The sequence below is a fragment of the Gardnerella sp. KA00243 genome (assembly GCF_049244105.1).
In the GTDB taxonomy this organism is placed as follows: Bacteria; Actinomycetota; Actinomycetes; order Actinomycetales; family Bifidobacteriaceae; genus Bifidobacterium; species Bifidobacterium leopoldii.
In genome coordinates, this window is sequence record NZ_CP058375.1 from 1,002,771 (window position 1) to 1,016,617 (window position 13,847).

Annotated in this window: 8 protein-coding genes; all 8 read right to left on the minus strand. The window is 42.9% G+C overall.

The window, feature by feature from the left end; all coding sequences use genetic code 11:
* Positions 1–13: 13 nt before the first annotated feature.
* The 8 genes from HXT50_RS03760 to HXT50_RS03795 all read right to left on the minus strand — a co-directional run bounded on the left by HXT50_RS03760 (position 14) and on the right by HXT50_RS03795 (position 13,572).
* Entirely contained in the window at positions 14–2,647 is a 2,634-nt protein-coding gene (locus HXT50_RS03760; protein WP_012914496.1) for a KUP/HAK/KT family potassium transporter, read from the minus strand.
* Positions 2,648–2,811: 164 nt separating this feature from the next.
* Positions 2,812–3,792 carry a TatD family hydrolase gene (locus tag HXT50_RS03765; RefSeq protein WP_174163552.1) on the minus strand — a complete coding sequence of 327 codons (981 nt, stop codon included), beginning with the start codon at positions 3,790–3,792 and terminating at the stop codon, positions 2,812–2,814.
* Positions 3,793–3,846: 54 nt separating this feature from the next.
* Entirely contained in the window at positions 3,847–5,643 is a 1,797-nt protein-coding gene (locus HXT50_RS03770; RefSeq protein WP_174163550.1) for an ABC transporter transmembrane domain-containing protein, read from the minus strand.
* 2 nt (positions 5,644–5,645) lie between these two features.
* A complete protein-coding gene (locus HXT50_RS03775) occupies positions 5,646–7,460 on the minus strand; it encodes an ABC transporter transmembrane domain-containing protein (RefSeq protein WP_116442889.1) in 1,815 nt (604 codons plus the stop codon).
* Positions 7,461–7,639: 179 nt separating this feature from the next.
* Complete coding sequence (locus tag HXT50_RS03780) at positions 7,640–9,382, minus strand: ABC transporter family substrate-binding protein (protein ID WP_004104709.1); 1,743 nt, start codon at positions 9,380–9,382, stop codon at positions 7,640–7,642.
* Positions 9,383–9,705: 323 nt separating this feature from the next.
* Positions 9,706–11,595, minus strand: a complete 1,890-nt coding sequence (locus HXT50_RS03785; protein ID WP_421777048.1) for an ABC transporter ATP-binding protein — start codon at positions 11,593–11,595, stop codon at positions 9,706–9,708.
* Between the two features lie 21 nt (positions 11,596–11,616).
* Positions 11,617–12,564, minus strand: a complete 948-nt coding sequence (locus tag HXT50_RS03790; RefSeq protein WP_004104713.1) for an ABC transporter permease — start codon at positions 12,562–12,564, stop codon at positions 11,617–11,619.
* Between the two features lie 24 nt (positions 12,565–12,588).
* The gene (locus HXT50_RS03795; protein ID WP_081378950.1) at positions 12,589–13,572 is read right to left on the minus strand and encodes an ABC transporter permease subunit; all 984 of its coding nucleotides are present in this window, start codon (positions 13,570–13,572) and stop codon (positions 12,589–12,591) included.
* Positions 13,573–13,847 lie beyond the last annotated feature (275 nt).

Sequence of the window (13,847 nt, forward strand, 5' to 3'; positions counted from 1 at the left end):
TTCCTTAAGATTCTTACTTAAGATTATTTTTTGCACTCTTTTCAGTTGCTGCACTCTTTTCAGATTTCACACTATTCGCATCATTGGCACGAGCAGCATCCTCCACAGCCTGCACAACAGCATGCGTTACATTCGCTGCATCGATATTTGCCCCATCTTTATTAGGCTTCTCCACGCTAACTTTTTTTGTCTCTTTAATTGGAACTGGGCTAATTTTCCCAGTATTGGCAAGTTTTTCGTTAGCAAACATCACATTAGCAGCAGCAATATCTCGTGCGTTCATAACAGCAGTCTGCTCAGCATCAGTAGGTCTGATATCTTTCACAACGTGAATATTAGTTTCAAGCGCTGAGGCACCTTGCAAAGATTGAACTGCTCGCTGAGAACAGTCTTCACGCTTCAAACGCGGAGGTCTGCGAGTAGAAACAAACAACGGCTGCACTTCAACAACCGGATTGTAAGGAGCCAAACCAAACCATTTAACAGGCGTACCAGCAACATGTCTAATTGCATATTTCATCTTTAAAGATAACGCTCCACGCACAGAAATATTAGATTCCGGCATCAACGCTTTGTGCAACAGAACATAGCGAATTGGTCCAATATCTGGATCTGCATCAACCTTTGGATACACGGATTTTTGCTGAGGAAGTTCGCCCGTGTGCGATAAGTCATGCATAATTTGGTGAAGATACGCTGGTATAGAAGGCGACACTTTAAATCCGAGTTTAATTTTTACGCGGAATAAGTAGTCCGTACCGAAATTCTCTACACAATACTCACGAGTAAACGGAGCGTCATCTGTTTCTACAGAAACAGCCCACCAAGCTCTAGCACGCTTTGGATGGTCGGCAAAAATAGAGAAGAAGATTCCAGTATCGAGACGCTTCATTTCACGATCGGAAGTCAAATACACAATATTGTCAGCGAAATACGGAATACGGAAATCTCCGTGCAACTTATCTAGCACAGGTAGGAAATCTTTCGGTTTCATGTGCAAACGTTGCGAACGCTCAATTTTAGTTCCATCTTTCCAAGTGACCATAATGATCAAAATTGAAACACCGAGCAGCATAGTAAACCAGCCACCGTGCATGAATTTCGCCATGGAAGCCACAAAGAACATCATCTCAATCATGAGGAATACGATTGCAAATATGAAGGCACCAAATCGCTTCTTTTGATACCACATGTGCACTGTGAGCAAAATAGTCGTAGCAAGCATAGTTAGAGTTAAAGCTAAACCGTATGCGCCAGAGATATGTTCAGAATCGCGGAATACTGCAAGAACCGTAATAGTGGCAACACACAGCACAACATTCACAACTGGAATATACAGCTGTCCACGAGTTCTAGCAGGATATCGCACTTGCAAATGTGGCATCCAATTTAGGCTTGTTGCCTCAGAAACCATTGTGTATGCGCCTGTAATCAACGCTTGAGAAGCAATAATGCCAGCAGTAACCGAAAGAATAACGGCAACATATCGCACATTCGGTTCAAGCATTTGGAAGAATGGGTTCAAACCTTCTATCGACCATAATGCTTTATCGTTTTGATTTTTCAACATCCAAGCGCCTTGCCCAAAGTAATTCAGCAGCAAAGCAACTTTAATAAACGGCCAGGTTGCGTACACATTGCCTCTACCAACATGACCCATATCAGAATATAACGCTTCAGCACCGGTAGTAGAAAGGAAGATCACACCCATAACCGCTAATCCCTGCACATTATGCGTGCTAAACAGGAATTTTATGCCATGAATCGGGTTAAGTGCTTCAAAAATAGTCCAATCTTGGCCAATGTTCATGACACCAACCAGCGCAAGGAAAGCAAACCAAAGCATCACAACAATGCCAAATACTTTGCCAATTCGCTCAGTTCCGCGTTGCTGTACAGAGAAAAGTATGACGATTATAATAACCGTAATCATCATCGACAAATTCTCATTTTCTAAGAATATTGGCTTAAACACTGCAATAGTGCGCAAACCTTCAACTGCTGAAGAGATGGAAACTGCAGGAGTCAGCACAGAATCTGCCAAAAACGCGGCTCCACCAATCATTGCCGGTATCGCAAGCCATGCGCCTTTTTTACGTAGAAGCGAATATAAAGCAAAAATGCCGCCTTCGCCTTTGTTGTCTGTTCTCATTGCAACAAATACGTATTTTACGGTTGTAATTAATGTGATTGACCAGAACAGTAGCGAAAGCATTCCGTAGATAGTCGCGCGATTTATGTTTTGTAAGCCGCCTTGACCTGCTAAAAATGTTTGCGCAGTATAAAGCGGAGAAGTACCAATATCGCCATAAACAACGCCAAGAGCAACAATTGCCATTCCCAATGTAAAACGATCGGAACTGGTTTGCAATTTTGCCCACCATCTACCTAATGGACCTCGTACGGCACTAGCAACAAGCTTTTCCGCTTCTTTTACCTCTTGCGCTTGCTGCTGAGCTATTACTTTGCGCTCTTCGCGTGTTGTCGTTTTTTTTGACACCTGAGGAGCCTTAGTAAACGAGGCAGCTCGCAATATAGCATCCTTAGTACCTTTTAAGGATTTAGTGCTTTTCTCGGAATCTTTCGCGCCGTTGCGAGGATCCTTTGTACTATCGTTTGACGGTACAGCAGTGCGTGACTTAGTCATGCTTAATTGTTCCTCCATATATGAGGCTTCTTCTTGATGCCAACAAGAAGTCGCATAAACCTCACACCTCACAGTTTTATTTCCGTACTTGGATATTGTATACAACAATAGTGCATCGCGCAAAAAATATTAAAAAATCCTTGAAAATTAAGGATTTTATATTCCTAAAATTCGTAAATTTTTCGCGTATTTTCGCGTGTAACTTTCGCTGCTTGCAATAACGATATATTTAGAACTTCAGAAAGTGTTTCTAGCGTATAAGGAACCATATAAGGCGCGTTTGGCCGTCCACGATACGGCATTGGCGTTAAATAAGGCGCATCCGTTTCAACAGTTATATGGTCTTCGCCAATAATTCGCGCAGATTCGCGTAATTCATCATTGCCTTTGTAACTTATAGTTCCAGAAAAACTTGCGTACCAACCGTGCTCTTTCAATATTTCGGCTAAATCCACACCACCAGCATAACTGTGAAATACTGTTCGCTCAGGAGCGCCATCTTTTAGTAAGACTTTTACTACGTCTTCATGCGCATCACGATCGTGAATTTGTAAAGGTAAATTCAGCTCTTTTGCGAGCGCAATATGGTCGCGAAAAGCCTCTATTTGTGCTTCTCGCGCAGGCTCTCCCGTACGAAAGTAATCTAAACCGGTTTCGCCTATTGCCACTACTTCTTTTGGATGAGCAATTACTAGCGAGCGCAAATGTTGCATAGCTTCGTCAAATGGAATATCGTGATACGGCTTGTAAACTATCGGCAGTCCGTCAGGACCTTTAGCTCCTTTGTGACCGTGTAATACTGCTTCGTTTGGGTGTATTGCTATTGCTGCGCGAACTGAATTTTCATGCGTTTGAGCAAACTTAATCGTCGGCTCCCAATCTGGATATTCACATCCGACTTCTAGCATGTGCGAAACGCCTGATGATTTTGCTTGAACAACTAAATCGTCTGCAGTAGGTTCCGCTATTACATCGCGGCCTTTTTCTGCTAATTCTTGATTCAAATTATGCGCAAAATCCACAACGCTAAGCATGTGCGTATGATCGTCTGCAATTGTTATTCCTTCTTGTAGCAGATTTTCCCATACTGCAGATTGCGTTGCTAAAGCCGGCGCCCAATTATGTTCGCGATGATGTTTACTCATATTTTTAAGTCTACTCGCAAACTCAACTGTCAATTTTTATTGAATGATAAGTATTTATAAAACTGCTTTGCGAATTGCATCATATTGCGATTTTACAAGACGATAATACGCTCCTCTTGCCTCCATAAGCTCGTTATGAGTGCCTTTTTCAACAATTTCTCCATGATCGATTACACAAATCAAATCCGCATTCTCAATCGTCGAAAGCCTATGCGCTATTACAAAAGATGTGCGATTTTTAAGTAATTGAGCTAATCCTGCTTGTAATGCTTCTTCTGTACGAGTATCAATATTACTTGTTGCCTCATCTAGAATAAGAATTCGCGGATTCGCAAGCAATACTCGCGCAAACGATATAAGCTGACGCTGACCTGCAGAAAGAGTGGCTCCGCGCTCTTCAATTTCAGTATCGTATCCGTTCGGTAATCCTTCAATAAATTCGTGAGCATGAACTGCACGCGCTGCAATCTCAATTTCTTCATCAGTGGCATCGAGCTTTCCATAACGGATGTTCTCGCGTACGGTTCCACTGAAAATAAAACTATCTTGCAACATTACGCCCATTTGTTTTCTAAGAGATGCGAGCGTTACTGAACGTACATCGTACCCGTCTATAGTAATCGAGCCTTCTGAAACGTCGTAGAATCTAGAAAGAAGACTTACAAGAGTTGTTTTTCCTGCACCAGTAGGTCCCACAAGAGCTACAGTAGTGCCAGGATTAACATGCAAATCAACCAAGTTTAATATTGGCCTTCCATCTTCTTCGTAACGGAAAACAACGTCGTTTACGTCTACTTTTCCTTCGATTTGAGGCAATTGAATAGCATCTGGCTTATCTACGATATTTGGCTTAATTCGTAAAGTTTCAAAAATTCGTTCCAAATAAACTGAGCACGTTACAAGTTGCGTATAGAAGTTTCCAATATTTACTACTGGATCCCAGAAAGTAGTCGAATACCAAACAAATGCTATAAGTGTTCCCGTGCTCACGTTCATTGCACCTAAGTTTGCTATGCCAGAGTAATACAAAAGCGCTATTGCTGCAGTCTCAATAATTGAAGCACCAGGCCAAAGTAACATTTGCACTCTAACGTTTCGCATCCAAGCACTTCTTACTTCTGCTTGTTGCTCTTGGAAAGTAGCGTATGCCGTAGCTTCTCGCGCAAAAGTTTGCGTTGTTTTTACTCCTGCGATTGATTCGTGCAAATACGCATTTAAATTACTTTGTTTATTTGATAACTTTTTAGACGCTTTTCTTTGCAAAATTTGTAAAGTTCGCGTCCAAATTATAAATATTGGGAATAGCACCAAGCTCCACAAAGCCATTCGCCAATCTATAACAAACATTGTTATTAATGTAATAATAAGCACAAAAACGTCAGAAAATACGTTAATTAAACCGGATGAAAGCGTGTCAGAAAGCGTATTGATGTAGTTTACAATGCGAATCAGAATTTTCCCATGCGGACGCGAATCAAAATAATCAAAAGACAATGATTGAACATGCGTAAAAATATCGCGGCGCATATCCCTGATTATCATCTGACCAATGCGCGTAATTGCTAAAGTTCTGTACGCTAAACCAAGCTCATACAATATAATGAGCAGTGCGAATACGGCAATAATTGCATATAAATAATTGACGTTTTTCTGAGGCAATACAACGTCGATTAGCGTTTTCGTAATCATTGGCATCGCTGTCATAATTATGCTGCCGCTAATAACTACCATAATTACGAATAGAAGTTTAGTAGCATACGGCTTCATATATTTTCTAACGCGCATAAGTTCGTGCACGTTTATGTGTTCTTCTTGACCTTCGTCTTCACGATAAGTATTACGTTGTGCCATTTCTACTCCCCCTTCGTTTCGAATCCTGCAGACCTGCCAGTTTTAAAGCCAAGTTGCTTTCTATAAATCTCCCAATACCTCCCGTGCGCTGCAACAAGCTGAGCATGCGTGCCGCGTTCAACAATTTTCCCGTGATCTAGCACAACAATCATGTCTGCATCTTTAACGGATGAAATTCTGTGCGCAATAGTGATTATTGTGCGCGTGCCATCAAGCTTTTTCAGCTCCTGCTGAATATGCTCTTCCGTTTCCATATCTACAGCAGAAGTTGTATCGTCCATAATCAAGATTGCAGGATTATTTGCCAACGCTCTAGCTAAGCTCAAACGCTGCTTTTGCCCACCAGAAAGACCTACCCCACGCTCGCCTACTACTGTTTCATAGCCTTCTGGCATATCCATAATAAAATCGTCTGCTGCAGCAATTGTTGCCATCGTGCGAATGGTATTATCTAATTCCTTACAATTTTCTTTAGTTTGAGGTAATCCAAAACTAATATTTCCTGCAATAGTGTCCGAAAATAGGAATGTTTCCTGCGCAACTATGCTAACTTGGTTACGAACAGTTTCTAACGGCCATTCGCGCACGTCTTTTCCGTCAATTAAAACACGACCACGCGTAGGATCATAGAATCTTGCTATAAGACTTACGAGAGTTGATTTGCCGGAACCAGTTTCACCAAGAATACCCAGTTTGCTTCCAGCAGGAACGTCTAAATCAATATCTTTTAAGATTGGAGAGTCTTGATCGTCTGGGAATGAAAAATCAACATGCTCAAAAGTAATTTTACCTCTAATTTTAACGGTTTCGTCCGCTTCTTTTGGATGTCTAATATGCGATTCTTGCGTAAGAAGTTTGCGAATATTCACGCATCCTGCGTTAAAACGCTGCCAATCATTAATAAGCCAGCCCACCATTCGTACAGGCATGTGTAGCATCCAAAGGAAGCTATTAAAAGTGACGAATGCACCTAAAGTCATGTTGCCATTCAAAACAAGCCATCCGCCGAAACCAACTGTTATAAGCTCAAGCACAAAACCCATGCCATCGAGCCAAGGCATGTATTTTTGAGTATTTTTTGCAAGCGTAATATTGCAATTAAAGTAGTCTTCGTTGCACTTATCGAATTTCTTAGTTTCGTAATCCTCACGCACGAAAGCTTTTACTACGCGATTCCCCTCGATATTTTCTTCCACCATTGAATTCATGCGCGCAAAGGATTCACGAATTGCAAGGAATTTCGGTCTAGCTTTTTTGCCCATAATTTTTGCGAGCAGAAACAAAAATGGCGTAATTGACATAAGTGCTAAAGCGAGCTTCCACTGAATTGAAAACATTATAACCAGCGCTAACACGAACATTACTACACAATCTAACGCCATATACGAAACCCAACTTAAAATATGACGAATCGCGTCAGTATCCGATGTCATACGACTCATAATGTCGCCTGTGCGCGTGTGATTAAAGTACGTAAAATCGAGAGAATGAAGCTTTTCGTACTCGTCGCTCACCAGGCGATACACGGCATTTTGACCAAACTTTTCCATTAAAAGCTGGTAAATATACCTTGAGCCAACGCGAACAATCATCATCGCAACCATTAAAACGCATACGCTTATAAGCAAATTATGCTGTTTGCCAATAATGATTTTGTCCACAATAAAGCCAGAAAGCAACGGCATTGTCATTGCCATCGTGTCATTGATAATAAATAGAAAAATAGCAAGCCAAACTTTCCACATGTCCGGCTTACAGTATTGCAATACCCAGCGCACGTTACTCGCATCTTTGCGTTTATTCGGATTGACGTACATGCGCCAGCTTCTCCTTTGTTTCCGATTTTGCTTTTTGAGACTTAATTTTAAATTTATACTATTTTCTCACATTAGCATACACAAAAAGATGTGGCGTGTAGCCAAAAGACTACACGCCACATGCTATAAGTTAAGCAATCAGCTTAGTAAACTTGCGCGAATTATCGCTACAAATTTACTTACTTCTGCCAGCCCATATCCTCTGGGTAGGTGCTTGCGTAACCAGCAGGGCCGTTGTTAGCAAAGCCCTTCTTGAACACCTGGTAAATAGGAGGAGCAGAAACTGGAAGAGTTCCGTAGAGTGCGAGAGCTGCAGACTCTGCCTTGTTTGCATAATCAGTCTGTTCCTTGTAATCGTAGGTCTTGCCAATCTTGTTGAGCATAGCATCAATCTTCTTATTGCCAACGAGACCGAGGTTGGAATCGCTATCAGACTTGTAAACCTGGCTTGCTGCAGACAAGAAGCTCAATGGAGATGTGGACTGCCATGCCAATGGAAGCACCTGGTACTCGTGCGAAGCAACAACCTCGGAGAACTTAGCAACAGCATGGTTCACAGTCTTGCACTTAATTCCAGCCTTCTTCATCATGGCCTGGAATGCGTTAGCAAGAGCTGCCTGAGTAGAATCATCGCCGAAGAAGGTGAAGGAAATCTCAAGAGTCTTGCCATTCTTGGCGTAGTAGCCATCCTTGCCCATCTTGTAACCAGCAGCTTCAAGGGTCTTCTTAGCGTTTTCGGTGTTGTACTTGCCGTCAGCAGGAAGATTGTTCTTGTAGCCAGCCTGGAACATGGAGAGAAGCTCAGAACCTGGCTGCTCGCTCTTCCAGTTCATGCCCTGGAACTGAATCTTGTTGTAGGTAGCAACGTCGAATGCCTGAACAACAGCCTTACGAACTGCAAGCTCGTTAAGTGGCTTGGACTTAGCGTTGAAGTTAAGCACGCGAACCTTGGTGCTGTAGCCGTAACGCAGCTGAGCACCCTTAACGCTACGAGCAGACTTGATTGCGTCCTTAGCAGAAATGCTATCGGTTACAGCATCGATTTCACCGTTCTGGAAAGCGTTCAAAGCTGCAGTATCTTCCATACGCTTTACAACAACCTTATCGAGCTTTGCCTTCTTACCCCACCACTTTGGATTGCGGGTGAAAACAACCTGATTTTCGGTTGCGGATTCAATCTGGAATGGACCTGCACCCCACTCGTTGTGAGGATTGTTTACCCAACCCTGGTTGAAGGTCTTAACGTCACCGGCCTTTGGATGAACCAGTGGAGCGAAAAGCATTTCCCATGTTGCGCATGGCTTCTCATAAGTCACTACAACCTGCTTTGGAGTGGAACCTTGTTCAACACTCTTGATGCAGTCATAGCCTTCAGTACTTGGGACGGAGTAATCCTTGTTCTTTCCGTTCAAAGCCTGCCAAGTAGCCTTAAATGCAGTGTAGTCAAAATCAGTGCCATCATTCCACTTGGCCTTTGGGTTCAAGTTATACTGAACAACAAGTGGCTTATCGCTAACCTTCTTAACGGAAGTGATGTAGTCAGGGTTGTACTTAAGCTTTTCACCCTTAACGGTGTCATAAGCCATAAGATTTGGCTGGTAGAAGCCCCACAAAGTATTCATGTAACCAGAGTTACCGTCGTTAGAAGCGTAATTCCAGTTTGGACCGAGAACAGGAAGAGCAACGGTGTAAGTGCCGCCGTCCTTAACGTTGTCACGTGACTGTGGATTATCGTAACGCTTGTTGACATCTGGCATTGGAAGTTCGCCAGTGTAAGAAGTGTCAACACCAGCAGCTGGCTCTTCAGTCATACCTGCTTTACCAGCATTGTTAGTAGCACCGCCGCAAGCGCCGAGCAGCATTGCAACAGAAAGTGCAGCTGCGGCAAATACAGTCAGTTTACCTGCATTTGTATTTTTCATGATTCCTCTCATTCCCCGGATGATGTCCGTCTTCCGGTATGTTGTATGAGTATATACAACTCTATGACATTCGACAAATCGTTTTCACAAAATATTGATTTTTTTCTTTTCAACTTTATGAAAATTAGGCAAAAAAGAATAATTTATTATCTATAATGAGCAAAACAGAAAATTTTTTAGTTTATTTTGGCTAAAAAACAAAATATATTACGTTTTTTAAATTTATGTTACACAATAAAAAATCGCGCATGTTGTAATAAACATGCGCGACTAAGTAATTTATTCAGATTGATGAAGATTAACTAAAATCAACAAGTCATGAATTACCTAACATCGTCAAAATTATCTTCTTCAGAAAGAATAATACGCTTACGGTTCTTCTCAATTGTAGGATCCGGAATTGGCACAGCGCTAATCAAAGCCTGAGTGTAAGGGTGCTTTGGATTATCAAACACCTCATCCGTTTCACCAGATTCAACAATTCGACCGTGATACATAACAGCAATTCGGCTAGAAATATGTCGAACAACAGCCATGTTATGAGCCACGAACAAGTAAGCAACGCCCAACTTGTCTTGCAAATCTTCAAGCAAGTTAATAATTCCAGCCTGAATAGAAACATCCAAAGCCGAAACTGGCTCATCAAGAAGCAAAAGCTTAGGATTCACAGCCAAAGCGCGAGCAATAGCGATACGCTGACGCTGGCCGCCGGAGAACTGCGTTGGGAAGCGATCAACTTGATCAGGATTCAACTCAACCAATTGCATAAGCTCAGCAATACGCTGGCGAATTTCTTCCTTAGACTTCTTTTGCACAAGCAAAGGCTCTGCCAAAATATCGTAAACAAGCATACGAGGATCAAGCGAGCTCATTGGATCCTGGAACACGTACTGAATCTTAGAACGAAGTTCGCGACGCTGCTCACGAGTCAACTTATCGTTCAACTCAGTACCAAAAACTGTAATAGAACCAGACTCAGGCTTCTTCAAGCCCATAATCTCCATCAAAGTCGTGGACTTACCAGAACCAGACTCGCCAACCAAAGCCACAGTTTCGCCTTCACGAACCTCAATACTCACACCATCAACCGCGCGAACTTCGCCAACCTTACGTCGCAAGAAGCCGCCGCTAGTAATTGGGAATGTTTTAACCAAGTTCTTAACATCCAAAACAACTTTTCGTTGCTCACGAGGAATGCCTTCAAACATTGGCTTAATTGGCTTTTCGGTTTCCGCATGAAGCAACGAGCGAACAGTTTCGCTTTCCGCTTCAAGACCCATCATTGTACTGTCGTCGCCGCTATTTTCTTCAGCCATAAGCATATCCATAGTCGGCTTAGAAATTGGAGTCAAACGACGAGTGCGCTTTTGATCAACGCGAGGAACAGCGCCCAACAATCCAATAGTGTACGGCTGAGTTGGGTGAGCAAAAATCTCCTCAACGCTATTATGCTCAACCAAATGGCCCGCGTACATAACAATAACTTCGTCTGCAACGCCAGCAATTACGCCCAAATCGTGAGTAATAAAAATCATTGCAGCGCCGGTTTCGCGCTGAGCTTTCTTCAAAACTTCCAAAACCTGAGCCTGAATAGTCACATCCAAAGCGGTAGTAGGCTCGTCTGCAATAATAATATCCGGATCGTTAGCAATTGCCATAGCAATCATCACGCGCTGGCGCATACCACCAGAAAACTCGTGAGGGAAAGCCTTCAAACGCTCAGCCGGCTTAGTAATACCAACCAAATCAAGCAATTCAATAGAACGCTCGCGAATCTGCTCTTCGCTCATGCCCGGGTTATGAATAACCAAAGCTTCCTTAAGCTGATCACCAATAGAGAAAACTGGAGTTAAAGCAGAAAGAGGATCCTGGAAAACCATGGCAATATTCTTGCCACGAATCTTACTCATTTCTGCATCAGACTTAGTTAAAAGCTCCTCGCCCTTATACTTTACAGAGCCTTTAACGCTAGCGTTTTTATCCAGCAAGCCCATAACAGCCAAGGACGTAACCGACTTACCAGAACCAGATTCGCCAACGATACCAATAGTCTTTCCGCGGTACAAATCAAAATTCATTCCGCGCACAGCATGCACAGTACCAGCTTCAGAAGCGAAGCTAATTTGCAAGTCGCGTACTGAAAGCAACGGTTCGTTGTTTTGATCTTCCATCGTGGTTTCTTCCTTAATAGCGTTATTTGCAATATCAGTCATGTTTATCACTCCAAACGCTCGTTAGTCGGCCTTACCAACAGACCTAGAATATGGATCAATGGCATCACGCAAACCGTCACCAATAAGCTGCACGGAGAAGGTTAGCAAAACAAGCACTGCAGACGGCACCAAAAGCACCCACGGAGAAGTCTGCACAACGCTTTGGCCAGCATTAAGCAAAGTACCAAGAGAAGTATCCGGAGCCTTAATACCAAGGCCCAAGAAGCTCAAAGCAGTTTCGCCGTTAATCGCACCAATAACACCAAGAACCGTGTTAATAATCAATACAGAACCCAAGTTTGGAACCAAGTGGCGCACAATAATGCGGAACGAAGAAACGCCCTCGAACTTAGCTGCACGAACATACTCACGTTCGCGCAAGCTCAAAGTCAACGTACGAAGAGTACGAGCGTAACCAATCCAACCAAAAGCTGTTAAGCCAAATGCCAACCACAGCCAATCGCTACCACCACTAGAAGCACTAATGATTAAAGCAATCAGCAGGAAGGAAGGAACAATCAGCAGCATGTCCAAAAGCCACATACCAACCTGCTCAAACCATCCTTCGAAGTAAGAAATAGCAGTACCAACCAAAGCAGCAATAACTGTAATGGTAATAGAGCTAACAATACCAATGGAAAGTGAACGACCAAGTCCGCGCACAACCATTGCGTACATGTCTGAACCGCCTGGCGTAGTTCCCAGCCAATGCTCTGCAGAAGGAGGAGTTGCTAGAGAAGAAAAGTCTGGTTCGTCGTAGCTCCACTTTGAAATCTTTGAGCCAAACAAAGCAAAAAGAATCAAAATTACGAGCATAACCAAGCCCACAACTGCAGACGGGCGACGGAAGAATCGACGCGTATAAAGCGTCATCTTACCAGTGCGCTTAAAGTTGCCCCAGGCACCAGCAGTAGCTTTTCTATCTGCAGCAGATTCTTGAGGTTTTGAAGATACATCTTTTTTATTCATATCAAATTCACCTACACTGTTCTGCTAGTTCAAACGAATACGTGGGTCGAGCCAAGCAGAGAAGATATCTGCAAGCAGAGCACCAACTAAGGTACATACAGCACCAAACGCTGCAATAGCAACAGAACCGTTAATATCGTTCTGCATAATGGTCTGAACGAAGTAGCTACCAAGGCCGTTAATAGCAAACACGGTTTCAGTAATCACAGCACCCGTAAACACGCCTGCAATAGAGAAGGCGACGTCAACAGCTGTTGGAATCAAAGAAGTACGCAAAGCGTGGCGGCGAATAGCCAAATTCAAAGGTAAGCCCTTAGCGCGAGCCGTACGAACGTAATCAGCATTCATAGTATCGAGAAGATACGTGCGCTGCGTTAAATGATACCCAACCATGCCAGGAATTGTCATAACAATCGTCGGCAAAATCAAATGCTGAAGGAAGTCAAGAAGGAACATGAACGGGTCAGAACCCTGGTAAGAGTGCAAACCAGTAACGTAGAAAAGTCGCACGCCTGTTGCGTGGTTAATGCTAATAGCAGCAAGCACAACCATCAAACCCAAAACTGCTGCAGGAACAACCAACAGGAAGGTTGCGGTGGAATTAAGAACTCTATCTTGCCACTTGTACTGACGGATAGCAGTGTAAACACCAACGCTAACACCGAGAACAATGCCAAGAATTGTAGCGCCAGTAACCAGCTGAACAGATGCGCCAATACGAGACATAATTGCCGGGCCAACTGGAGCCTGATCTGGGCTCAATCCCCAATCCCACTTAGTAAAAATGTTGTAAATCCAACGGCAATAACGAGTAAACACTGGAGTCTGGTCGTTAATATTTGCCAAATCCAAAGAACGGTTGATTGATGCAATAGGTGGATGCGGATGCCTAGACATGTAGTTCGAACGCGGTCTCATAAAAGCACTTGTCAAGAAATATGTCATGGATACGGCGACGAACAACATCACCACATAATTCAGGCATCGCCTAATGATGTATCGTATCATTGTGACTCTTTTCTACGACTAGCCATTTTTTACCTCCATTCGGCATCCATAAATCTTGTGATTTACAGTATTGCCGATCTAACACTCGACCTTGAAAAGGGCGTGTTTGAATCGACCCTTGTCAATCCGGGACACATAATTAGTATATTTTTAGCCAAGCTATGTACAAAGAGACAAACAGAAAATATTTTTACACAACACTTTTCTCAATACCCAAGGGAAAAATTTCGTATATATAAGTTACATTATACATATCTAAACATGCAAAAAAGCGC

Coding starts and splice junctions, on each gene's coding strand:
- HXT50_RS03760 (WP_012914496.1), bottom strand. CDS start 2,647: ATGACTAAGTCACGCACTGCTGTACCGTCAAACGATAGTACAAAGGAT.
- HXT50_RS03765 (WP_174163552.1), bottom strand. CDS start 3,792: ATGAGTAAACATCATCGCGAACATAATTGGGCGCCGGCTTTAGCAACG.
- HXT50_RS03770 (WP_174163550.1), bottom strand. CDS start 5,643: ATGGCACAACGTAATACTTATCGTGAAGACGAAGGTCAAGAAGAACAC.
- HXT50_RS03775 (WP_116442889.1), bottom strand. CDS start 7,460: ATGTACGTCAATCCGAATAAACGCAAAGATGCGAGTAACGTGCGCTGG.
- HXT50_RS03780 (WP_004104709.1), bottom strand. CDS start 9,382: ATGAAAAATACAAATGCAGGTAAACTGACTGTATTTGCCGCAGCTGCA.
- HXT50_RS03785 (WP_421777048.1), bottom strand. CDS start 11,595: ATGACTGATATTGCAAATAACGCTATTAAGGAAGAAACCACGATGGAA.
- HXT50_RS03790 (WP_004104713.1), bottom strand. CDS start 12,564: ATGAATAAAAAAGATGTATCTTCAAAACCTCAAGAATCTGCTGCAGAT.
- HXT50_RS03795 (WP_081378950.1), bottom strand. CDS start 13,572: ATGATACGATACATCATTAGGCGATGCCTGAATTATGTGGTGATGTTG.